The organism is Thermoclostridium caenicola, assembly GCF_900142095.1.
Classification (GTDB): domain Bacteria; phylum Bacillota; class Clostridia; order DSM-8532; family DSM-8532; genus Thermoclostridium_A; species Thermoclostridium_A caenicola.
On record NZ_FQZP01000002.1, the window covers coordinates 100,027 to 122,505 of the forward strand.

Annotated in this window: 21 protein-coding genes and 1 pseudogene; 8 read left to right on the plus strand and 14 right to left on the minus strand. The window is 51.5% G+C overall.

The genetic code is table 11. The annotated features are described in order from the left end of the window. Positions 1-2: 2 nt before the first annotated feature. The 7 genes from F3H12_RS01110 to F3H12_RS01140 form a co-directional block, all read right to left on the minus strand. Positions 3-1,589 (minus strand): response regulator, encoded by a 1,587-nt coding sequence (locus F3H12_RS01110; RefSeq protein WP_149677491.1) that lies wholly within the window; start codon positions 1,587-1,589, stop codon positions 3-5. Then, complete coding sequence (locus F3H12_RS01115) at positions 1,567-2,166, minus strand: sensor histidine kinase (protein ID WP_149677492.1); 600 nt, start codon at positions 2,164-2,166, stop codon at positions 1,567-1,569. The genes F3H12_RS01110 and F3H12_RS01115 overlap by 23 nt, the downstream gene beginning before the upstream one ends. Beyond that, positions 2,097-3,110, minus strand: a complete 1,014-nt coding sequence (locus tag F3H12_RS01120; protein WP_149677493.1) for a sensor histidine kinase — start codon at positions 3,108-3,110, stop codon at positions 2,097-2,099. Before F3H12_RS01120 ends, F3H12_RS01115 begins: the two co-directional genes overlap by 70 nt. Beyond that, entirely contained in the window at positions 3,107-4,141 is a 1,035-nt protein-coding gene (locus F3H12_RS01125; protein ID WP_149677494.1) for a substrate-binding domain-containing protein, read from the minus strand. The genes F3H12_RS01120 and F3H12_RS01125 overlap by 4 nt, the downstream gene beginning before the upstream one ends. A gap of 172 nt (positions 4,142-4,313) precedes the next feature. After that, entirely contained in the window at positions 4,314-5,318 is a 1,005-nt protein-coding gene (gene pdxA, locus F3H12_RS01130) for a 4-hydroxythreonine-4-phosphate dehydrogenase PdxA (RefSeq protein WP_149677495.1), read from the minus strand. A gap of 43 nt (positions 5,319-5,361) precedes the next feature. Beyond that, positions 5,362-5,784, minus strand: coding sequence for a DUF86 domain-containing protein (locus F3H12_RS01135; protein ID WP_188118302.1), 423 nt, complete (start codon positions 5,782-5,784; stop codon positions 5,362-5,364). A 37-nt stretch (positions 5,785-5,821) separates the two neighbouring features. Continuing rightward, entirely contained in the window at positions 5,822-6,250 is a 429-nt protein-coding gene (locus F3H12_RS01140) for a Fur family transcriptional regulator (RefSeq protein ID WP_149677497.1), read from the minus strand. Positions 6,251-6,918: 668 nt separating this feature from the next. Between F3H12_RS01140 and F3H12_RS01145 the strand changes: the two genes are divergently transcribed. Continuing rightward, on the plus strand, positions 6,919-7,728 hold the full coding sequence (locus F3H12_RS01145; RefSeq protein ID WP_149677498.1) for a C40 family peptidase: 810 nt from the start codon (positions 6,919-6,921) through the stop codon (positions 7,726-7,728). Between the two features lie 80 nt (positions 7,729-7,808). On the opposite strand, the gene F3H12_RS01150 is transcribed toward F3H12_RS01145, so the two are convergent. Further along, on the minus strand, positions 7,809-8,999 hold the full coding sequence (locus F3H12_RS01150; RefSeq protein WP_149677499.1) for a cation:proton antiporter: 1,191 nt from the start codon (positions 8,997-8,999) through the stop codon (positions 7,809-7,811). 167 nt (positions 9,000-9,166) lie between these two features. On the opposite strand from F3H12_RS01150, the gene F3H12_RS01155 reads away from it, so the two are divergent. The 7 genes from F3H12_RS01155 to F3H12_RS01185 all read left to right on the plus strand — a co-directional run bounded on the left by F3H12_RS01155 (position 9,167) and on the right by F3H12_RS01185 (position 15,934). After that, positions 9,167-10,042, plus strand: a complete 876-nt coding sequence (locus tag F3H12_RS01155) for a hypothetical protein (protein WP_149677500.1) — start codon at positions 9,167-9,169, stop codon at positions 10,040-10,042. A gap of 38 nt (positions 10,043-10,080) precedes the next feature. Continuing rightward, complete coding sequence (gene mscL, locus F3H12_RS01160) at positions 10,081-10,491, plus strand: large conductance mechanosensitive channel protein MscL (RefSeq protein ID WP_149677501.1); 411 nt, start codon at positions 10,081-10,083, stop codon at positions 10,489-10,491. Positions 10,492-10,571: 80 nt separating this feature from the next. After that, positions 10,572-11,801, plus strand: a complete 1,230-nt coding sequence (locus F3H12_RS01165; protein WP_149677502.1) for an aminopeptidase — start codon at positions 10,572-10,574, stop codon at positions 11,799-11,801. 199 nt (positions 11,802-12,000) lie between these two features. Next, a complete protein-coding gene (locus F3H12_RS01170) occupies positions 12,001-13,485 on the plus strand; it encodes a DUF1846 domain-containing protein (protein WP_149677503.1) in 1,485 nt (494 codons plus the stop codon). A 51-nt stretch (positions 13,486-13,536) separates the two neighbouring features. Further along, complete coding sequence (locus F3H12_RS01175; RefSeq protein ID WP_149677504.1) at positions 13,537-13,752, plus strand: FmdB family zinc ribbon protein; 216 nt, start codon at positions 13,537-13,539, stop codon at positions 13,750-13,752. Positions 13,753-14,282: 530 nt separating this feature from the next. Next, the gene (locus F3H12_RS01180) at positions 14,283-15,164 is read left to right on the plus strand and encodes a PAS domain-containing protein (RefSeq protein WP_149677505.1); all 882 of its coding nucleotides are present in this window, start codon (positions 14,283-14,285) and stop codon (positions 15,162-15,164) included. Next, entirely contained in the window at positions 15,134-15,934 is an 801-nt protein-coding gene (locus F3H12_RS01185; protein WP_188118303.1) for a sensor histidine kinase, read from the plus strand. Before F3H12_RS01180 ends, F3H12_RS01185 begins: the two co-directional genes overlap by 31 nt. A gap of 130 nt (positions 15,935-16,064) precedes the next feature. Here F3H12_RS01185 and ppdK read toward each other — a convergent pair whose 3' ends face one another. The 6 genes and pseudogenes from ppdK to F3H12_RS01215 form a co-directional block, all read right to left on the minus strand. Beyond that, positions 16,065-18,710: a pyruvate, phosphate dikinase gene (gene ppdK / locus F3H12_RS01190; RefSeq protein WP_149677507.1), complete on the minus strand. Its 2,646-nt coding sequence runs from the start codon at positions 18,708-18,710 to the stop codon at positions 16,065-16,067. 90 nt (positions 18,711-18,800) lie between these two features. Beyond that, positions 18,801-20,189 (minus strand): glycine--tRNA ligase, encoded by a 1,389-nt coding sequence (locus tag F3H12_RS01195; protein WP_149677508.1) that lies wholly within the window; start codon positions 20,187-20,189, stop codon positions 18,801-18,803. A gap of 164 nt (positions 20,190-20,353) precedes the next feature. Beyond that, a pseudogene (gene rpoZ / locus F3H12_RS01200) lies at positions 20,354-20,554 on the minus strand (DNA-directed RNA polymerase subunit omega); the annotation flags it as partial. A gap of 8 nt (positions 20,555-20,562) precedes the next feature. Next, the gene (gmk, locus tag F3H12_RS01205) at positions 20,563-21,171 is read right to left on the minus strand and encodes a guanylate kinase (RefSeq protein WP_149677510.1); all 609 of its coding nucleotides are present in this window, start codon (positions 21,169-21,171) and stop codon (positions 20,563-20,565) included. Further along, positions 21,168-21,464 (minus strand): extracellular matrix/biofilm regulator RemA, encoded by a 297-nt coding sequence (remA, locus tag F3H12_RS01210; protein ID WP_149677511.1) that lies wholly within the window; start codon positions 21,462-21,464, stop codon positions 21,168-21,170. The genes gmk and remA overlap by 4 nt, the downstream gene beginning before the upstream one ends. Positions 21,465-21,567: 103 nt before the next feature. Next, positions 21,568-22,440, minus strand: coding sequence for a YicC/YloC family endoribonuclease (locus F3H12_RS01215; protein WP_149677512.1), 873 nt, complete (start codon positions 22,438-22,440; stop codon positions 21,568-21,570). Positions 22,441-22,479: the final 39 nt, after the last annotated feature.

Genomic DNA, 22,479 nt, shown 5'->3' on the forward strand with positions numbered 1-22,479 from the left:
TGTCATTCCCTGAACTCGGACGGGCTGAATCCGGTCGCCTTCTTGAACAGCTTGCTGAAATAATTGGGATCATTGTAGCCAACCTGGTAGCAGACTTCCTTGACGCTGAGCTTCTGGTCCCTGAGAAGCCTCTTGGCTTCCGTGATGCGGATCCGGGTAAGATAGTCGATAAAGTTCTCTCCGGTTTCCTCCTTGAAAAAGCGACTGAAATACTGTGGACTTAAGCCTGTTTCCCTGGACACCTCTTCCAGGGAGAGATCCCTGTGATAATTGGCATCAATATAGTTCTTGGCAAGGCTGATCAGATGATGGCACCGCTTGGCCCGCACAGCGCGGATGCCTGCGGTGATGGTTTCAATCAGTTCCTTGCACCAGTTCTTCAGTATCATGGGTTCATCAAGGCTGAGAAACTCCTTCAGGTAGCTCCGTCCACGCAGGACATCCCTATCCTCGATATCATATTCCAGGGCCTGCCTATGAAGCAGTACCACCAGTTCCAGAAGCCTTCCCCTGATATCCTCGATCGTGTACTGGGTGTTTGCGGCAAGCTCATCGAAGATCTGCGAAAAGAGAGTCAGGCATTCCGCCGTCTCACCCATGACAGCCTTCTCCAGAAGCTGCTTTTCCCTGATATTGAAGAAGGTCTGGCTGGAACTTGCCTCCTCCGGGATATCGCGTATATGAACGATTTCGCTTTCCTTGGCATGCTTGATCGCCCGCATGGATTCTGTATAGGATGTCAGAATGTTTTCGCTTCTCTGAATGCTGCCAATGCCCATGCGGAAGGATGCGGCAACCTTCCGGGTAATCTTTTCGATGATGTAGTGACCGGCCTCCACGGCCTCCAGCCTCTCTTCATAATCGTCATGCTGCTCTGGAACCGGAACGTAGCAGATGATGCGATTGAGCATGACAGGGCCCACGACACAGTTCAGACGGCTTTTGATGATGTCCCTGAGCTGGGGATAAAAGGACTGGCTCAGCACATTGGAGCCGATCACATTGCCCAGCCTTCCCGACTGCCTTTCCTCCCCAAATTCCAGAGTCATCACATAGCCTGGGCCATCCGGCAGATCCAGCAGGCGCCTGTAATTCTCCAGTTCCTGGTTATAGTCCTCGTAGAGGAGGATGGAATAGATGAAACCATGCTCCAGTACGGGCAGAACCTTTTCGAATTTTTCCTTCATCTCCAGTTCCAGCTTCTTTTTTTCCCTGGCTTCGGCAATCCGTTGCTCCGCCTGCTGGATGATCTCAACGATCTTCATGCGGTTGACGGGCTTGAGCAGATACTCCACCACGCCCAGGTTGACCGCTTCCTTCGCGAATTCAAACTGCTCGCAGGCCGACAGGATCACGATCTGGACCTGGGGATAGACCGCCTTGATCTCGCGGATGGCGTCGATGCCGTTGATGCCCGGCATGCGAATATCCATGAAGATCAGATCCGGCTTGACCGTTTCGGCCTTTTCAATGGCCTCCCGCCCCGATCGGGCAGTTTCAACCTCAACCTGGTCGAAATGCTTTTCCACAATATATCGGATGGAATCCAGCACGATATTTTCGTCATCAACCACCAGGATTCGAAGCATGTATGCATTCCTTCTTTCTTTGCACGCAGATTTTGGGTATGCTGATCACAACTTTTGTCCCGCCGGGTTTGCTGCTTTGGATATCCATAACCTGATCATAGTCAAAGAAGTTCCTGAGCCGCTGCATCACGTTCCTGGTACCGATTCCCGTGGTATGGCCCGCGGAACCTGACGGTCTGTTGTCTTCGGCATCATCGCCAAGAATCTGCCGGATTTTTTCCTGGCTCATCCCCACACCGTTATCCTCAACTTCGACGATGTAATTGTCGCTGTCCTGCCGGACCCTCAGGCTGATGGTACCGCCCGATTCCATCTCGCTGATGCCATGGATGAACGCGTTCTCAATCAGGGGCTGAAGCACCATGCAGGGCACCGGGATACCCACCACGCTTTCGTCCACTTCCTGCACAAAATGGATCCTGTCCGCAAACCGCACCTTCAGAAGCGCAATATAGTTATTGATGTTCTCAATCTCATCCCTCAGGGTTACGGGGGAGTCCAGTCTTCTCAGATTGTAGCGGAACAGGTTTGCAAAGCATTCGATGAACAGATAGGTCCTGTCGGCTTCCTCGAACATGGCCAGCTGCGCGCCGGCATGAGGGTGTTGAAGATGAAGTGGAGGTTGATCTGCGATTGCAGGGCCTGAAGCTCTGTTTCCTTCAGGTGGCTTTTCATCAGGAGGTTTTGCATCTCCTGTTCCTTCAGCCGGCTCTCCAGCTCAGCCTTTTCCCTGATGGCGGCAACCTGTTCCTTAATGCTCTGAGCCATGCGGTTGAAAGCATCGGCCATGATGCCGATCTCATCGTCGCTGTGAACCGATACCGGCTCAACATCATAATTCCCTTTCGAAATATCATCGGCCGCCCTGGCCAGGCTGATAATGGGCTGGGTAGTCTTGAAGGTCATCCGCAGAATAAAGATGATGTTGAAAACGATGATGGCCAGGATGAGCAGCAGATTGATCAGGAAGATGTATCCCAGCCGTCCGGATATCAGGGTATAGACCTTGGTGTTTTCCTGGAACTGGTTATGCATCAGCCGGTTGATATAGAGGTTGATATAGTCGTAAACACGACTGGCTTCGGTATAATGCTGTATGTACCCTTCAATATCCCGGCCGCGCTTGGCATTGACCGCATTGTCGCTGAAGTCCAGGTAAGTGATTATCATATTGCCGATATCGTGGAGCAATAAACCGCTCTCGGTACCGTAGGCCATCCCCCTGATATTCTCACCGGTCTCCCTGAGGCTGGCGGAATAGCGGTAATAATTCTTGAGGCTTTCGGAATGGCTGGTTGACAGGTAGCTTTCCAGGGTGCTCTGAACATTGGCCACGTTATCGCTGATTTCGCTCAGGTATTGGTTGTTCTCAAAAATGGCATCCATGCCCGAGGCCAGCATCCGGGCATTGAAATAGGAAAAAAAGCACGCTACCGCCATGAGCAGTGTCGTCACCATAAAATAGAGAATCAGTTTTCTTCTGATCCGATTCAATGTCAGGAACCTGATTAGCCTTTTCATCGCTCCGCCTGATCCTTTTCCATGTTCTCCGGCAATGTGTGGAGATAGTCCTGGATATTGTCGTACGTGATGACCTTTGCCCCTGTATCCACATAGGTGGACGTCAGCCTGTTCTGCTTTATTTCAACCAGTGAACGGATGCTTTCATAGCCGATCATATACGGGTTGGCCACAACGGTACCGTATATGACGCCCTTTTCAATGTATCGGAGGATCTCGGGTGCATCGTCATAACCAATAACCGTAATCTTTCCCACCTTATTCAGATCAACGATGACCTGGGCTGCGCTGATGGTGTCCCTGGCGCTGGTGCAGATAATGGTATCCACTTCGGGATAATTGATGAGAATTCTTCTTGTTACCTCTTCCGCGCTGAAGAAACCCGTGCTGGACGAAAAGGTCCTGATAGTCATACCGGGCATGTCCTTCAGGGCATCCTTGGTACCGGCAATGCGGAGGTTCTGGGGAACGTTCTCGGTGCCGTCCACATAATCGCTGAGGATGATGGCAATATTGGCCTTCTCGCCCTTGGCTTCCAGCACCAGCTTGCCCGATTCGCGGCCCAGATTGAAGGTATTGGTGCCCACATAGGCGCTTCGCTTGCTGTTCTTTGCCTCCGCTTCTACCGTAATGACGGGGATGCCCGCCTCAACGGCCTTGTCGATGAGCGGCGTAAACTTCTCCTCGTCCAGCACATGGGTCACAATGCCGTCCACCTTGGATGCAATGGCGATATCCAGATACATCATCTGCTCTTCCAGGTTGGTAAATGGCGGAAAGTTGAATTCAACGGCGACATGGTATTCTTCGGCGGCAGCAAGGCAGCCCTCCCTGACAGATTGCCAGAAAGTATCGTCTGCCTGTCCGATGACGGCAAAATGGTATTCCGGTTTGTAGCCATTATTCCGCAGCGTGTTCTTGACATTGAGCAGGTTGAATCCCTGGCTCTGGAAATAGCTGACTAAAAAAATAACCAGGAGCCCAGAAACCAGGAGCATGATGATAATTCCTATGGCAAAAGCCTTTTTCATGGCAGCCTCTCCCGCCGGATACGTTGCTTGTCAGAATAATTATAGCATAAAGTTGACACAAGATTTAAACCGGATGCCCTGTTTCCTGATCTTCCCTTTCAGGCGGCCTCCAGGCTTTTCCAACGCCGCAGACATAAAAAAAAGCCTCTGTCCGAGGCTGCGTTTTCCGTTGCTATATGCTCCTGTTGTAATGAGGCGCGTATTTTGCCGCCACCCTCACCGCTTCCGCCATGCTGACCGCGCTTGCCTTTCCCGTTCCCGCGATATCAAAAGCCGTTCCATGGTCCACAGAAGTGCGCAGAAAAGGTAATCCGACGGTCAGGGCAATGGTCCGCTCGAAATCCAGGGTTTTTGTGGCGATGTGGCCCTGATCATGGTACAGCGACAGCACGGCGCTGAAGCGTCCTGTCAGGGCCAGATGGAACACCGAATCGGCGCCAATCGGGCCGGCCACATCATAGCCAAGCCTTCTGGCTTCCTCAATGGCCGGTTCAATATGCCGCACTTCTTCATCACCAAAAAGGCCATGCTCCCCGCAGTGGGGATTCAAACCTGCCACCGCCAGGGTGCCACGGGTGATGCCCAGCCGGCGAAGCGCATCCGTACATCTTTTGATATAATCGAGTACCCTTTCCCTGGTGATCAGGTCGCAGGCTTTACGCAGGGAAACATGGCGCGTCAGGAAAAACACCCTCAGGTTTTTTACCTCGAACAGTGTGAGCGGATCCTGTGTTCCGGTAAGCCCGGCCAGGATCTCGGTATGCCCGATGTATTCTACCCCTGCGGCTTTCAGGGATTCCTTGTTGATGGGGGTTGTGGCAATCGCATCCACTTTCTGATCCAGCGCAAGCTGCACGGATTTTCCGATGAATTCATAGGCCGCCCTTCCCCCCATGGCCTGAACCCTGCCCATCTGAAGTCTTCCGATATCCACATTGGCCAGATCGATCAAATCGATTGTACCCGGTTTGTAAAGGCCTTCCTGCGGTTCGTCAATCCCGTGGATCTCCAGCTTCAGGCCGCAAAAATCCATAGCCTGCCTGACAACCTCCCGATCGCCTATCACGAGAGGCCTGCAGATATCATAAAGTTCCTTGTCGGTCAGGGCTTTCACCACAATTTCTGGTCCTATTCCCGCCGGATCCCCCAGCGGTATCGCTATGCATGGTCTGTTCATGCTGTTTTCTCCTTGCATCGACAGCGCTTTTCGGTTAGGCGTTTCAACGGCCGAGGTAGGCTGCGATCTGTTCGAAATACCGTTCATAACTGCTTATCATGTCGGGTATCGAACGGTAAATGGCTTCATCGTCCGCCTTGTCATAGCCATGCGCCAGGAGATTCCTGATGCCGGTGGACGATGCAATCTGCAGGGCGTAGCTCTTGTCGATGATCCCGTTCTCGGCAAGCTCCATGAAGGAGTTGAAATAGTCCCTCTCCGGGCTGGGTCTGATGCCTGCCAGTATCAGGTTGTTTATCTCTGTGGCGCTCTCCACGATCTGCCGGATTTCCTGCTTCAGGATATGCCTGATGGGCGGACTCTCCCGGTAGGTCTTGTGCGTGACCTCGGAAGCAAACTTCCTGAACCGGCCGAAAAGCTTAACCATCTCATCGAGTTTTTCCGCTATCTCAGCTTTGGATCCCAAACTGAACAACTCCTCTTCCTGGCGAATACCCCGGATATCAATCCTGTGTTCCGTTTGCCAGGCATTCCGGGCAGATACCGTTATAGTAAACATTTTTGTCGTGGATCAGGAATCCATCCAGATCGCTGGTGTCATGGGCGGAACCTTTCAGTTCAAAATCTCGGATCATCCCGCAGGAATCGCACTTGAAATGCCCATGGTAACTCATATCGGCATCATAGCGGGTTTCATTTTCCTCGATGGTAATGACCCTTGCGATTTTGGATTTGACAAAAAGGTTCAGCGTGTTGTAAACCGTTGTTTTGGACAGGGTAGGTATCTCTTTCACCAGCGCGGTATAGATCTCATCCACTGTTGGATGGCTCTTTTTGGTCAGCAGGTATTCCATGATCCTGATCCTGGCATAGGACGGCTTGATGTTCTCCTTCAGCAGCATAGCTCCGATGATCTCTACCTTATTGCTCACCTGACTCACATCCTTTGCACTCTTATATATATCATTATACCACACTTGTATTAGTTACAATTTTAATTTAGTTACATTTATACTATTCTCTCGCCGTCCTTCTGTCAATACCCTTTCGAGCCATTGCTGCCGGACAGCATAATTTTTTCAGTTCATACCAACAGAAATCGCTTGCAAAGATGTGCGCCCTGCCGCCGTACCCCTACAGCCGACAGCATCTGGGCATAAGATACACCTATTATAATATAGTGATCTTTGTCTGTAAATGTAATCGGTTTAGATACTTTTTGTCCCATTTTGCAAAAAATCCGCATGGATGAATAAAAACGCGCATTCATGGAGCATATTTGACAATGCACACCCTCGATTTTTCCTGACAATTTCTGCAAGGGTTCACGGTGGGGACGGTCTTGCAGAACCCTTACGGCATAAGACCGACAGGCCTGAACCACGCTGCCGGACATTTGCATCCCCAGAATTTACAGGTTGATCAGGCCTTCATCCGCCCCTTAAAATGGTGGAGCCTTCGGGGCGGCTTCATACGGTACCGTGCACTGTTGACGGCACGATTAGGTAACGGATCCCAATCGGACGGACCGGCGCAGACAGGCACCGGGCGGAAGCCCCATCACGGTGATTCCCCCGGAAAACCGAAAGGAGAGTATACCATGAAAAGGAAGATCATTATCGGAACCTGCGCCCTGTTGGGTGCAGGCCTTATATACATTGTCGCGGCCCTGGGTTCCTCCCCGGGAGGAAAAGTGCTCACGGCAGATGACAGCGTAAGGTTTGAAGCAACCGTTCATGAAGGTCCCGGCACCAACCTGAAGCCTTTCCCGCCGGCAGTGGCAGACCATCAGGCGGAGCATCAGCTGCTCAAAGCAGCATCAGTCGCGGAGGCAACAGTTTCAGAAATCACCCCGGAGGCACCGGAAAAGCCGACCCCCAGCGCGACGCCCAAGGCTTCAGCCAATGCCACGGTCAAAGTTACAGCCAAGAACACGGCCAAGACCACTCAGAAAACCGCGTCCACGCCTGCTTCCACTCCCAAACCAGGCACAGCAACCAGCACTGTCACCACACCGCCGGCCAATTCCGAAGGATTGGCAGGGAAAGTGATCATCACGGCCAAAAAATATCTTGGGGTTCCCTATGTCTGGGGCGGCACCTCACCTTCCGGATTTGACTGCTCGGGATTCATCCAGTATGTTTACGCCCAGAACGGCGTTACGCTGCCCAGGACGTCAGCGGAACAGTATGGAGCGGGCAAGTCCATTTCCAAGGCCGACCTGAAGCCGGGAGACCTGGTTTTTTTTGAAACCTACAAACCCGGACCGTCCCATGTAGGCATCTATCTGGGTAACAGCCAGTTCATCCATGCCAGCTCCGGCAGCGGTAAAGTCATGCTGTCAAACCTGACCTCCTCGTATTATACCGAGCACTACATCGGTTCCCGAAGGGTGCTGAACCAGCCGTAACAGCAAAGCTCCGTCCTCACACAGGACGGAGCATATTCATATCTGTCCCATATTCAATCAGGCATCGGTACCATACCGCATTATGCAATGGAATGCTTGTTCTGGTAAACAATCTTGAGCAGAATGGGCGTAATGATGGTCGTGACCACAACCGTTACCACCAGGGGCGCGACAAAAACTTCCGGCATAAGCCCCAGCGCCAGTCCTTTGTTGGCAACGATCAGCGCCACTTCACCACGGGAAACCATGCCAATTCCCACCCTGAGAGAGTCCCTGCCATCGCATCCCGACAGCCTGGCTCCAACGCCGCAGCCGACGATTTTGCTGATAACAGCCACCACTATAAGCAGCAAAGTCATGAGCAGCATGGTGCCGTTCAGATTAACTTTGCTGATGGATATTCCCACACTGGCAAAAAACACCGGGGCCAGCAGCATGTAGGACAGGATATCAAATCTCCTGTTGATGAAATGCACCTGCCTGGTATTGGACAGGACCACGCCTGCAATAAATGCGCCTGTGATATCAGCCACACCGAAATAATGCTCGGCAACATAGGCCAGAATCAGGCAGAAGGAAAATGTTATGAGCACATAGCGTCTTCGCTCCTTCTGACCGCCGGTAAGTCTTTCAAAAATGACATAGAAGACGAACCCCGCGGCGACAGCCAGTACGAAGAAGGCCACGATCTTCCCGAGGATAACCCAGACATTTACCGAGGTATCGGCAGTACCGGATACAATGGTCAGGAGGATGATGCCAAGCACATCGTCGATGAGCGCGGCGCTGACAATAATCGTTCCGCTCTTTGAATTCAGATGTCCCAGTTCCTTAAGCGTTTCAACCGTGATGCTGACCGAGGTTGCCGTAAGAACCGTACCCATAAAAACATTCTGCAGGAAGGCCTTCTGGTCCATATTCGAGAACCCGCCGTTGAAAAGGGCAGCCAATGTGAAGCCACCGGCCAGGGGTATGATGACACCAAGGGAAGCCACCAGTATGCCCGACTTTCCGCTTCGCTTCAGTTCCTTCAAATCCATCTCCATACCGGCAGAGAACATGAGCACAATGACACCAAGTTCCGCCAGCTTTTTAATCAATTCAGACTCGCTGACGATGCCAAGAACCGCCGGCCCCATGATGACACCGGCCACCAGGGCCCCTACCACCTGCGGCATTCTGACACGTTTCGAGAAAATTCCGAATATTTTGGTACACAGCAAAATTAATGCCAAATCCAAAAGAAACTCATAAAAGTTGTCGTGTCCCATTGCATTAGTCCTCCGCGAACCCTTGTATATAAATATAACCAATGGACAAGTGTATCATAAAAAAAACATGATTGCATCAGGTAATATTTTAAATTTTTTCCGCTCAGGCCGATTTGCTTTCGTGTATAATAATAAGATAAGCGAAACAATATACAGAGGTGGACAAGGTGTTTGAAAAGCTCAGAGAAAAGATAAAAAGCTGGAAACAGCCCAGAGAGGTAATCCCTTCGGCTGATCTTTATCAACTCCTGTATGGGCGGGTCGAAAACCTGCCGTCCACCGAGGATATAGAAATCGCCTGCGATCTGGAAATAGCCAAGCGGCCTGTCCAGGTGGCTGTGGTCCGTGTAGGCGATATCGCATGCGAGCCGGAAAAATTGCATATGATGCTGAAATACTGTACCGAGATCAGCGATTCCGACGAGGTTTTGCCCGTCAGCGACGGATGCAATCAGGTTATCCTGCTGTTTTTCAGGGATACGATCTGGGAGGAGCAAGCCCGGGATATCCTGGAAGACCTGAAGAAGGCTTTTCTAGAAAAATGGCCGGAGGACAGCCTCTGCATCACCCTTGGTACCCTCGAGGAGTATGTACGTGAGGGAGAGCCAGCCTGGCGGAGGTCCTATAAAACGGCCATCGGTCTTCAGGATTACCGCTATGTCAAACCCAAGGGCAAAATCATCGCCTATTCGGATATCGTTTCCAGAAGACAGAGATATCCCCTGGGCGTTGAATTCAACTTTGATCGCCTGAAGAAATGCCTGGAAGCCGATGACGCCGGATTGCACTGCAAATGGCTTGCGGATACCTATAAAACACTTTCGGAAAGCGGACAGGATACATTTGGGCTGTTGTACCATCTCACACTGGAGATCGTGGTCAATGTCGTTTCCCTGTTCCGGGAGAGGGGGCTTGTTGCCGAAGCCTACCTCGAAAAACCGGAAAAACTGGTGCATGAGGTGCTGAGCATAGATAACCCGCAGGATCTGCATCGTTGGACGGATGACTTTCTGGAAAAATGCCGGAAAGCTCTCAGGCAATAAGCCGGTTGAGCTGTTTTCTGAGCGGGGGGTGTCTTATCATGCTGGACGATTTTAGAAAATTTGCCATCAGGGGCAATGTCCTCGATCTGGCCATAGGTGTTATCATAGGCGGAGCCTTCGGCAAAATCGTAACATCCCTGGTCAACGATATCATTATGCCCGTTATCGGACTGTTTCTCGGGAAGATCGATTTTTCAAACCTATCCATTCAGGTCGGTGACGCCACCATCAACTATGGTCTTTTCTTCAACAATGTGGTGGACTTTCTGATCATCTCCTTTTCCATCTATTTTGTGATCAAAAGGATGAACAGGATCACCGGAAAGGACAGGAAGGAAGAGCCCGCAACCAAAAAATGCCGTTTTTGCTGCTCCGACATCGACATCAAGGCCATCAGGTGCCCCCACTGCACTTCCATGCTGGACGAAACGCAGGACTTAAGGGCATGAGGACGGATTGGATATATCGGACGAACCGGGCTTGTACCGGTGCTGAAGCATGACCTGGTATGCAGAAAGGAGTACAGTCAATGAACCGCAGCATTCTGGAGAAATACGCAAGGCTGGCCATTAAGACAGGAATCAATATTCAACCGGGACAGATCGTTGTCATCAACGCTCCCCTGGATTGTGCCGAATTCGCAAGAATTGCAGCCGAAACCGCCTATCGCGAGGGTGCCGGGGATGTTGTAATCAACTGGTATGATGAGCTTTTCCAGAAAATCCGGTATCTGAACGCTCCTGACCAGGTCTTTGACAGCTTTCCCGAATGGCGGCGGATGCTTTATGTGGATCACGCAAGGGAAGGGGCTGCTTTCCTGAGCATATATGCCGACGATCCGGAATTGATGAGGGAAGTATCCCCGGAAAGGCTGGCAAGGGCAAACAAGGCCAAGAACACCGCTCTGAAAGAGTACTACGAAAGGATCATGAGCAATAGAAACAGTTGGTCCATCATCGCTTTACCAACCATGTCATGGGCATCACGGGTGTTCCCGGAGGATGCGCCCGACAAGGCCATTGAAAAGCTCTGGGATGCCATCATCAAAGCCGTGCGCCTTGATGCCGCCGACCCGGTTGCTGTATGGAAAGACCATCTGAAAAGCCTGAAGCAGCGTCTGGATTTTCTCAACGGTCACAGGTTCAGGTTCCTGAAGTTCCATAATTCCCTCGGGACCGACCTGACCATTGAACTGCCAAAGGAGCATCTCTGGACCGGCGGGGCCGACTATACTCCAGAGGGTGTGGAGTTTATTGCCAATATGCCCACGGAAGAGGTCTTTACACTGCCTCTGCGGACAGGAGTCAACGGCACGGCAGTGGCCTCCATGCCATTAAGCTACAATGGCCGGCTGATCAAGGACTTTTCATTGACCTTTAAGGAGGGAAGGATCGTCGACTTCAAAGCCGGAGAAGGCTATGATTCCCTTAAAACACTGATTGAGACTGATGAAGGCTCCCGCTACCTGGGAGAGGTAGCCCTGGTTCCGGCAGACTCACCCATCGCAAAATCCAACATTCTGTTCCTGAATACGCTCTTCGACGAAAACGCATCCTGTCACCTGGCCATCGGACGGGCCTATCCCACCAATCTCAGAAACGGAATCCAAATGAGCCAGGAAGAGCTGGATGAAGCCGGCGTAAACGATTCCATTGTCCATGAGGATTTCATGATCGGAACGCCCGACATGGATATCACCGGCATTCTCCCTGACGGCGGAGAAATCCCTGTTTTCAGGAACGGCCGCTTTGCTTTCTGAACATGGGCATATTGCGCCCTGATGGGAGCAGAGCCATGGCGGCAGCCGTTCCTCGGGCAGCAAAGTACGTTTTGAGAAACAAGATGGTTTTCACCGGCCAGGCGATTGACCGGATGGAACCATTATGTTATTGTTTGTAAGGGTAAAAAAAGAGTCCTTTTTGTTGATTTAATTTAATATGCATTTTTAGGGGTCCATCATGACAAGAGTAGGATTTGATAACGAGAAATACCTAAGTTTGCAATCACAGAAGATACGCGAGAGGATCGCTCTGTTTGGCGGCAAGCTTTATCTTGAGTTCGGCGGAAAACTGTTTGACGACTATCATGCTTCCAGAGTCCTCCCGGGATTCAAGCCCGACAGCAAGGTCAAAATGCTCCTGCAGCTCAAGGAGCAGGCAGAGATCGTCATTGCCATCAATGCCGATGATATAGAGAAAAACAAGCGGCGCGGCGACCTGGGAATCACCTATGATATGGACGTGCTTCGTCTGATCGATGCTTTTCGTGAAATCGGGCTCTACGTGGGGAGCGTGGTCATCACCCAATACCGTTCCCAGTATTCGGCCGATCAGTTCCAAAAGCGCCTTGAAAATCTGGGGATGAAGGTATACCGGCATTATCCCATACCCGATTATCCGTCCAATGTTCCGCTGATTGTCAGCGATAACGGCTACGGCAAAAACGACTATATTGAAACCTCCCGTTCCCTGGTGGTGGTTACCGCTCCGGGGCCGGGAAGCGGAAAGATGGCCGTTTGCCTTTCCCAGCTGTACCATGAGCATAAGCGTGGCATAGAGGCCGGATACGCGAAGTTTGAAACCTTCCCCATCTGGAACCTCCCATTGAAGCATCCGGTCAACCTGGCCTATGAGGCGGCAACTACCGATCTTAACGACGTGAATATGATCGATCCTTTCTATCTTGAGGCCTACGGCTCAACAGCCGTAAGCTACAATAGGGATGTGGATATTTTCCCGGTTCTCAACGCCATCCTGGAAAAAATCAAGGGGCAATCCCCCTATAAAAGCCCTACCGACATGGGTGTAAACATGGCGGGCTATTGCATCATCGACGATGAAGTGGTATGCCGGGCATCCGAGCAGGAAGTCATACGTCGCTATTACAATACCTATTGCGCTCTGCGCCAGGGTTTTGCCGATAAGGCCGAGGTATATAAGCTTGAGCTTTTGATGAAGCAATTGGGCATATCCTCAAAGGACAGGCCCGTTGTTGACGCTGCACTCGCGCGTGCGGAGGAAACCGGCGGCCCTGCGGTGGCTATCCAGCTCCATGACGGGCGCATCGTCACGGGTAAGACCAGTTCGCTCCTGGGCGCTTCAGCGGCTGCCCTGCTCAATGCACTGAAAGAACTGGGCGGTATCCATCATGATATCCATCTGATTTCGCCCATCGTCATTGAGCCCATCCAGGTTCTGAAAATCAACCACATGGGCAACAGGAATCCCCGTCTGCATACCGATGAGATCCTGATCGCCCTGTCCATCTGCGCCGCCACCAACCCCACTGCGGCGCTGGCTTTGGAGCAGCTTCCCAAGCTCCGGGACTGCGAAGCCCATTCAACGGTCATCCTGTCCAAGGTTGATGAAAACGTCTTCCAGAAGCTGGGGATCCGTCTGACATGCGAGCCCCAGTACCAGACCAAGAAGCTGTACCATAAATGAACTATCCCAGGGGCTCCCAAGCCCCTGGCGCACATGCACGAGGTGATCCATATGCCTTTTTATGATTTGAGATGCAAATGCGGTGAAGTGTTCAATATCATGGCCTCCATCAGCGATAAGGAAAACAGGCGGATTACATGCCCCAAATGCGGCAGTAATGAACTGGAAACCGTGTTTTCCAACGTGAATGTCATACAATCAAGGGGGACAAACAGGAATGAATGCCCCCATATTGATCGTTGCGGAGGATGCTGCCACAGGGGGTAACACACCCCCTTTCCCATTTCAAATCGCCATGAACGAGCCTCATTTCCGCCAGTCACTTTTCCGATACATCCGCAAAACAAGAAAAATCTTGCCTTTTTTCAGCCAGCAAATCCATTTTGTCGTGCCATAAACACAATCTCCATTCATTTGCCTTCCGGCAGGATATATGACGATCGGATCCGCTGAGCCATCCAGACCTATGCGTATTCAACCGGCTTTTGGTCACTCCCCCTGCGTATCCCATTAAGCAGCCGTCCCACCTGAAAAATATCAATCCCCCTTGCAAAGTCAACTCCAAAACCATAAAACTGGCACTGCCTGCATAGCCGTTTGCCGGCATTTGCCGAAGCGGTTGCCTTCCGTTCCATGTTAGCCTGCATAATTTAGTAAAATATTCCAGCCGGACAGGCTTTACCAATTTGCCACCAATATTTAATTTTTGATCCAGTTATATTATATTAATATTGTAATCAGATAAAAGTTATATTAAAATTGGTTGATATTTGTCGAAAACCGGGAGGCTTGATGGAATGGGTCATTTTCAGGTATATCAGGCGCAGTTTACGGTCCGCCGTGGAACCATATCCGACGTAAGGGGCGCCTTTTATCAGATAACGGGCTTTACCAGGAAGGATTTCCTCAATAAAAGGTTTGATCCTGTTTTCAGAAAGCTATTGAAAGCGACCGTCGAAATCAAGCAGATCAGCCCGGGAGCCGATCCGGTCACCTGTTTCATATTCACCAGGGACTTTGAGGCCAGGGAAGTAAACGTCTCCGCAAGCATAGGTTCCGATCCGGCATGCATAAACTACAGGATTGAGGAGACACCCGGCATCCGTTTCGACAGAAGATTCAGCGGTCTGAAAAAGCTGTTTGCAGACAGCAAGCTTGGGGTGTGTATGCTGTCGTCACCCGAACTGATTCTGCTGAGGGCAAATGATGCCTTCCTGAATCTCCTGGAATGTGAAGCTGTTCAGGAGCATCACGAGGTTTTGGGTCGCCGTTTGGATGAACTCATCGACAGAGAGTTGCTGCCCGGCATAAAAAGCGAGCTGACGAAGGTCATCGGGAAGGATGAATCCCAGCGCTCATTTCAGCTGATCAGCAAGTCCAGAAACCAATACTGCAGCATCGATCTGTTCCCTATCAGCGACAGCCGGAAGAACAGGTATATACTTGGAGTCATCAGGGATATCTCAGAATTTGTTCTGGAGATGGAAAAGAGCAGGGAGAGAAAAACACAGCTCGAATTCATCCTTGAGAACATGAATGACGGCCTGATCATCACCGACAACCAGGCCAACGTCATCAAATGGTCAAGGCCCATCAGGAAGCATTGTTTCGGGCTGAGCAGGAAAAAAACGAAGCCCTCAGAAAGGCCATGGCACTTAAGGACGAGTTCCTTTCCCTGATCTCCCATGAGTTCAAAACGCCTATCAGCGTCATCATTGCGGCCGTCCAGGCCATGGAAGCCCTATTCGGCGGACAGCTCGACACGCGGATAAAAAACTATATCCAGAGGATCCGGCAAAACGCATACCGGCAGCTTCGCCTGGTCAATAACCTGCTTGAACTGGCCCGGATCAGTTCAGGGCAGGTCAAAATGCGTGTCAGAAACTACGATATCGTTTTTCTTTCTTCATCCATCACCCGTTCGGTCGTCCCCTATGCGGATCAGAAGGGAGTAAAGCTTTTTTTCTCTTCGACCATCCGGGAGAAGATCATCGGGATTGATGATGAAAAATATGAACGCATCCTGCTGAACCTGCTGTCAAATGCCATCAAGTTCACGCCAGGCGGCAAATCCGTCTTTGTGCGCCTGTCCTGCATCGACAGCAAGCAGGGCGGTCAGGTATGCGTCGAGGTGGAAGACGAAGGGATCGGCATTCCCGAAGACCAGCAGGAAATGATCTTTGAAAAACTCGCCCAGGTGGAAGGGGTTCAGGCACCCGGAACCGGCGGCACCGGCCTTGGCCTGTCACTGGCCAAGCTCTATACAAAAGCACTGGGAGGAAGCCTATCCCTGAAAAGCCAGGTGGGCCGGGGTTCCTGTTTTACCCTGCTCTTGCCCGACAGGCAGGCGGACGTACTGGATTCGGTGGCGGAATGCGCCGCATGCGGACCCGAACATCCCATACAAAGGGTGGCTATTGAATTCTCGGACCTCTATCCCATGGAATGACAGGACATTTGGGTTTGAAGCCTTTCAATGAACCGGAAATCCATGCAAAAAGGTGCCGGTACGCTTAAACAGCGCCGGCACCTTGTTTATTGCATCTTCAATCCATTGCGATCAGGCTGTTGACCTTTCCTTATTTCTGTCCCAGCTCGTCGCCCTTCTTCACAGCGGCCTGTGCAGCGGCAAGCCTTGCGATGGGCACGCGGAACGGTGAGCAGGATACATAGTCCAGGCCAACCTTATGGCAGAATTCCACAGAGGAAGGATCGCCGCCATGCTCGCCGCAGATACCGAGCTTGAGATCCTGACGAGTCTTTCTGCCCAGCTGAGCAGCCATTTCCACCAGCTTGCCCACACCGGTCTGATCCAGCTTGGCGAACGGATCGAACTCATAGATCTTCTTGCTGTAGTAATCTTCAAGGAACTTGCCCGCATCATCACGGGAGAAGCCGAAGGTCATCTGGGTCAGGTCGTTGGTACCAAATGAGAAGAATTCGGCTTCCTTGGCGATCTCGTCGGCCGTCAGGGCAGCCCTCGGGATTTCGATCATGGTTCCGACTTTATACTGGAGATCCACACCGGCTTCCTTGATAATGGCATCGGCGGTCTTAACGACGACTTCCTTCACAAACTGAAGCTCCTTGACGTCGCCAACCAGCGGGATCATGATCTCGGGCACCACCTGCATGCCCTCTTTGTTCACGTTGATGGCTGCTTCAATAACCGCCCTTGTCTGCATCTCGGCAATTTCAGGATAGGATACGGCAAGGCGGCATCCGCGATGACCCATCATCGGGTTGAACTCATGGAGCCCCTCAACAATGTGTTTGAGCTCGTCAAAGCTGAGACCCATCTCCTCGGCCAAAGCCTTGATATCCTCATCATCCTGGGGCAGGAATTCATGGAGCGGCGGATCCAGGTAGCGGATGGTTACAGGATAACCCTTCATCTCGCGGAACAGAGCTTCGAAGTCGCCTCTCTGCATGGGCAACAGCTTGTTCAGGGCCTTTCTCCTCTGCTCCTCGGTACGGGCCACGATCATCTCGCGCATGGCCTTAATCCTGTCGCCTTCAAAGAACATATGCTCAGTACGGCAGAGCCCGATACCCTCAGCGCCGAACCTGAAAGCCTGGGCCGCATCTTTCGGTGTGTCCGCATTGGCCCTTACCTTCAGCTTGCGGATGCTGTCGGCCCATTCCATGAAGGTGCCGAAGTATCCGGTCATTTCAGGCTCCACGGTGGGCAGCTGTCCGGCATAAACGTTTCCGGTGGAACCATCCAGGGAGATCCAGTCGCCTTCCCTGTAGGTGTTCCCGTTCTTATCGATCATGACCTTTTCGTGTTCCTTGATGGTGATCTCACCGCATCCGGCAACGCAGCAGGTACCCATACCTCTGGCCACAACGGCTGCATGGGAGGTCATACCGCCCCTGGCGGTCAGAATACCCTGGGATACATGCATGCCTTCGATATCCTCGGGCGAAGTCTCGTTACGCACCAGGATGACCTGCTTTTCGCCTGCCTGAACAGCAGCAACAGCATCTTCAGCGGTGAAATAGATTTTACCGGTGGCAGCGCCGGGAGATGCAGGAAGTCCCTTGGCAATCGGCTTGGCCGCTTTCAGGGCCTTAGCCTCAAAGGTGGGATGGAGCAGGGCATCCAGCTGCTTGGGATCTACCTTGAGAATAGCCTCTTCCTTAGTGATCATGCCCTCGTTCACCAGATCAACGGCGATCTTCAGAGCAGCCTGCGCCGTACGCTTACCGTTACGGGTTTGGAGCATGAAGAGCTTGCCGCGCTCAATGGTGAACTCCATGTCCTGCATGTCTTTGTAATGCCGCTCCAGTTTCTCGGCGATTTCAGCAAACTGATTGTAAACTTCGGGATTGGTTTCCTTCAGCTGATCAAGGGACTGCGGCGTACGGATACCCGCAACCACGTCCTCACCCTGCGCGTTCATGAGGAACTCACCGTAAAGCTTCTTCTCGCCGGTAGCGGGGTTGCGCGTAAAGGCCACGCCGGTACCCGAGTCATTGCCCATGTTGCCGTATACCATTTCCTGTACGTTGACCGCGGTACCCCAGTCGCCGGGAATGTCGTTCAGACGGCGATATACAATGGCGCGGGGATTGTTCCATGAACGGAACACAGCCTTGACAGCCTCCAGGAGCTGCACCCTGGGTTCCTGCGGGAAGGGTTCGCCCTTTTCTTTCTGGTAAAGCTCATGGTACTGTTTAACCAGGGCCTTCAGATCATCGGCATCCAGTTCAGTGTCCAGCTTGACGCCCTTCTTTTCCTTCATCTCATCAAGGAGGTTCTCAAACTTGCTCCTTTCGATGCCCATAACCACGTCGCTGAACATCATGATGAACCTTCTGTAGCTGTCATAGGCAAAACGCGGATTATTGGTGAGCTTAGCCAGTCCTTCAACCACCGTATCGTTAAGACCCAGATTCAGGATGGTATCCATCATGCCCGGCATGGAAGCTCTTGCACCGGAGCGCACAGACACAAGCAAGGGGTTGTCCGGGTTACCGAACTGCTTCCCGACAATTTCTTCCATCTTGGCAAGATACTCGTAGATCTGATCCTCAATATCCTTGGCAATGACCTGGCCGTCCTCACAATACCTCGTGCAGGCTTCCGTCGTAATGGTGAAACCCTGCGGAACAGGAAGCCCGAGGCCTGTCATTTCAGCCAGGTTGGCACCCTTTCCTCCCAAAAGGTTCCTCATTGAGGCGTTACCCTCACGAAAGAGATAGACGTACTTCTTTCCCATTTCTTACCCTCCTAAAAAAGATATTCGAAATACGGCCGTCCGCCGTAGAAACTCAAAGAAAAACGGTTCTGCGTCTATTTTCTGTCCACACTAATAAACTAGTCTTTCCCTCAGGTAGGGCTTCAATTCCTCGATGGGTATCCTTTGCTGCTCCATGGAATCGCGTTCCCGGATGGTTACGCACTTATCCTCAACGGACTCGAAGTCGAACGTCACGCAGTAGGGCGTGCCGATTTCATCCTGGCGTCTGTACCGTTTACCTATGCTGCCGGTATCGTCATACTCGCATACGAACTCTCCCAGCAGGCTCTCATAGATTTTGAATGCTTCGTCGGCCAGTTTCTTGGAAAGGGGAAGAACAGCCACTTTAACCGGCGCCAAAGCGGGATGCAGGCGCAATACCGTTCTTACGTCGCCTTCTCCCACCTCTTCCTCATCATAGGCATCGCAGAGGAAGGCCAGTGCAACCCGGTCTGCGCCCAGGGAGGGCTCTATGCAATAAGGTACATATTTTTCATTCTTGATGGGATCGAAGTAGGAAAGGTCTTCTTTTGCATGCTCCATATGCTGGCGCAGATCAAAATCCGTCCGGTGGGCAATACCCCAAAGTTCTCCCCAGCCAAACGGGAAGAGATACTCGATGTCCGTGGTCGCTTTGCTGTAGTGGGACAGTTCTTCAGGCGAATGATCCCTCATTCGCAGATTTTCCTTCTTGATGCCCAGATTATACAGCCAGTTGATGCAGAATTCCTTCCAGTAATTGAACCATTCCATATCAGTACCCGGCTCGCAGAAGAACTCAAGCTCCATCTGCTCGAACTCGCGGGTTCTGAAGGTAAAGTTACCGGGAGTAATCTCGTTTCTGAAGGATTTACCGATCTGTCCGATACCGAAGGGAAGCTTCTTTCGTGTTGTCCTCAGGACATTCTTGAAGTTTACAAAAATACCCTGTGCGGTTTCGGGACGGAGAAAGATCTCATTCTTTGAATCCTCGGTAACGCCCTGATAGGTCTTGAACATGAGATTGAACTTGCGGATATCGGTGAAGTCATGCCCGCCGCAGTTCGGACAAGGAATCTTATGTTCCCTGATATAGTCCATCATGGCCGCGTGGTCCGTGGGATCCACGACCATGGATATATTGTTTTCTCGGTTATAATCCTCAATGATGTTGTCCGCTCTGTGACGCGTTTTGCACAGCCGGCAGTCAATCAACGGGTCGGAGAAGCCTCCCACATGTCCGGAAGCCACCCAAACCTGGGGGTTCATCAGGATGGCGCAATCCACGCCCACATTGTACGGGCTTTCCTGGATGAACTTTTTCCACCAGGCCCGTTTCACGTTATTCTTGAATTCCACGCCCAGCGGCCCGTAGTCCCAGGCATTGGCCAGTCCGCCGTATATTTCCGAGCCCTGGTAGATAAACCCCCTGTTCTTGCATAATGCAACAATCTTGTCCATGGTTTTTTCAAACTGCATTCCGGTATCCTCCTGCATTCACTTCTGTTTTGCATGCCATGACGATCCGCATCTTTCGAATGCGGCTTGCGCCCAAGCATGCAACTGACACAGCTTTATTGCTCTTCTGAAACGTTTTCGTTTTCCTGGACGGTTGTTTCGGAACCTTCCGGAGTATTCTGGTTAACCTGTCTCTGAATCTTGTGGTAGGTTACTTTTCCTTCATCGATTTCCCGAATGGCAATGGTCACGTCCTTGGTTGAGGGGTACCCTGTGAGTTTTTTTGCGCCGTTTGTCAGCATACGGGCGCGCTTTGCGGTCAGGATGACCAGCGTATAGCGGCTATCCACCTTTTTAAGCAATGAAGACATTGCCGGATCAATCATCAAAGCAATCACTCCCTGACTTTAAGTTGATCTATCAACGCTTTGTTCCTGAATGTTCGCATCTCTTCCGCCCGGACGATGGATACAAACCTTTGGGCTGCCTCCTCAATGGAATCATTCAGTACTACATAATCATACCGATCAATATACTGAAATTCCTCCAGCGCTCGTTTCAGCCTTCTTTGTATGGTCTCTTCATCCTCAGTGTTTCTGCTTCTCAGCCGCCTTGCCAGCTCCTCGTAGCTGGGCGGGACGATAAAACACAGGATGCTGTCCCTGAACATCTCCTTGATCTTCATGGAGCCTTCCACTTCTATCTCCAGGATGATGTTCCTTCCCTTCTCAAGCTCACGGGTGACATATTCCCTGGGCGTACCATAGTAGTTCCCGCAGTATTCTACCCATTCAACCAGGCGTTGTTCCGCAATCATGGTCTCAAACTGTTCCCGGGTTCTGAAAAAATAATGAACGCCGTCTATCTCGCCGGGACGGGGTTTCCTGGATGTGGCCGAAACTGACATGGCAAGATTGTCGGTCAATTCCATGGCTCGCTTGATGACGCTTCCTTTTCCCACGCCGGCAGGTCCGGAAACAACGATAAGCAGGCCGGGATTCATAATTCTTCCCCCTGTTCCTGCTCAGGCTCGGTTTCACCCTCCGGGGCGTGCAGGCCGTCCTTGTCGGACAGCCTATGTGCGATGGTTTCAGGCTGGAGCGCCGATAGAACGACATGGTCGCTCTCGGTGATGATCACCGCACGGGTTCGGCGGCCATAGGTGGCATCAATAAGGACACCGCGTTCCCGGGCTTCCTGGATAATGCGCTTGATGGGCGCCGACTCCGGGCTGACTATGGCAACAATCTTTCCTGCCGATACGATATTTCCAAACCCTACATTGATTAGCTTCATCTTACACAAATCCTTAAACGCAATAATTTATTACCGGTTTATGGCATTCCAAATCCGCCATCGCGGAGGGATGACGGATTCTCATGGGAAACTGCCGGTTATGCTATTCAATATTCTGAACCTGCTCTCTGAGTTTTTCAATCTCGCTTTTCAGTTCCACCACACACCGTGTGATGTCAAGATCGCTGGCTTTCGCACCGATGGTATTGACTTCCCTGTTCATTTCCTGGATGAGAAAATCCAGCTTCTTTCCCACCGGGCTTCCCTTCTCCAGCAAATCATTCATCTGATCGATATGGCTTTCCAGCCTGACAATCTCCTCATCAATGCTGCATTTGTCGGCAAAGAGCGCCACTTCCATGGCCAATCGGGCAGGGTCCACCTTCATGCCGGCCAGTTCCTCGATCCTGGCTTCCAGCTTCTCCTTGTACTCCCTGACAACCAGGGGTGCCCTTTCCCTGACCTTATCCAGGTAGGCCCTCACGTTCTGCAGGTTCAGGACCATGCTTTCCTTGAGCTTCTCCCCTTCTTTCTCACGCATTTCAACCAGGGAAGAAACGGCCTGGTCAACGGCCTTTTCAAGAATATTACCTATTCTCTCATCGTCCTCTTTTTTCTCAACCTTCAGGATATCGGGGAAACGGGCCAAAGTGGAAACCGAAATATCATCCTTAATCCCGAGATGATCGGCCATGGCCTTCAGGGCATCGCTGTATGCCCGGGCCAGCCTCTCGTCCAGCACAACATCAATCGCATCTTCGGCCTTGTTGTCACAAGTTATGTATACGTCTACCTTTCCCCGTTGAATCTTATTGGATACAATGCTCCGGACCCGGTCTTCAAAAGCCTGGATCTGTTTCGGCATCCTTAAAAACAGATCAAAATAGCGGTGATTTACCGTTTTAATCTCTATGGTAAAGGTAATGTCATCCTCCGAGTATTCATAACACCCGAAGCCCGTCATACTCCTTAACATGCATCGTCTCCTTCAATGGCCCGAAGGCGCTTGTCCTGC

Excerpts from the sequence above, each read along its gene's own strand:
- F3H12_RS01110 (WP_149677491.1), bottom strand. The coding sequence starts at position 1,589 with ATGCTTCGAATCCTGGTGGTTGATGACGAAAATATCGTGCTGGATTCC.
- F3H12_RS01115 (WP_149677492.1), bottom strand. The coding sequence starts at position 2,166 with ATGTTCGAGGAAGCCGACAGGACCTATCTGTTCATCGAATGCTTTGCA.
- F3H12_RS01120 (WP_149677493.1), bottom strand. The coding sequence starts at position 3,110 with ATGAAAAGGCTAATCAGGTTCCTGACATTGAATCGGATCAGAAGAAAA.
- F3H12_RS01125 (WP_149677494.1), bottom strand. The coding sequence starts at position 4,141 with ATGAAAAAGGCTTTTGCCATAGGAATTATCATCATGCTCCTGGTTTCT.
- pdxA (WP_149677495.1), bottom strand. The coding sequence starts at position 5,318 with ATGAACAGACCATGCATAGCGATACCGCTGGGGGATCCGGCGGGAATA.
- F3H12_RS01145 (WP_149677498.1), top strand. The coding sequence starts at position 6,919 with ATGAAAAGGAAGATCATTATCGGAACCTGCGCCCTGTTGGGTGCAGGC.
- F3H12_RS01150 (WP_149677499.1), bottom strand. The coding sequence starts at position 8,999 with ATGGGACACGACAACTTTTATGAGTTTCTTTTGGATTTGGCATTAATT.
- mscL (WP_149677501.1), top strand. The coding sequence starts at position 10,081 with ATGCTGGACGATTTTAGAAAATTTGCCATCAGGGGCAATGTCCTCGAT.
- F3H12_RS01165 (WP_149677502.1), top strand. The coding sequence starts at position 10,572 with ATGAACCGCAGCATTCTGGAGAAATACGCAAGGCTGGCCATTAAGACA.
- F3H12_RS01170 (WP_149677503.1), top strand. The coding sequence starts at position 12,001 with ATGACAAGAGTAGGATTTGATAACGAGAAATACCTAAGTTTGCAATCA.
- F3H12_RS01175 (WP_149677504.1), top strand. The coding sequence starts at position 13,537 with ATGCCTTTTTATGATTTGAGATGCAAATGCGGTGAAGTGTTCAATATC.
- F3H12_RS01180 (WP_149677505.1), top strand. The coding sequence starts at position 14,283 with ATGGGTCATTTTCAGGTATATCAGGCGCAGTTTACGGTCCGCCGTGGA.
- F3H12_RS01185 (WP_188118303.1), top strand. The coding sequence starts at position 15,134 with ATGGCACTTAAGGACGAGTTCCTTTCCCTGATCTCCCATGAGTTCAAA.
- ppdK (WP_149677507.1), bottom strand. The coding sequence starts at position 18,710 with ATGGGAAAGAAGTACGTCTATCTCTTTCGTGAGGGTAACGCCTCAATG.
- F3H12_RS01195 (WP_149677508.1), bottom strand. The coding sequence starts at position 20,189 with ATGCAGTTTGAAAAAACCATGGACAAGATTGTTGCATTATGCAAGAAC.
- gmk (WP_149677510.1), bottom strand. The coding sequence starts at position 21,171 with ATGAATCCCGGCCTGCTTATCGTTGTTTCCGGACCTGCCGGCGTGGGA.
- remA (WP_149677511.1), bottom strand. The coding sequence starts at position 21,464 with ATGAAGCTAATCAATGTAGGGTTTGGAAATATCGTATCGGCAGGAAAG.
- F3H12_RS01215 (WP_149677512.1), bottom strand. The coding sequence starts at position 22,440 with ATGTTAAGGAGTATGACGGGCTTCGGGTGTTATGAATACTCGGAGGAT.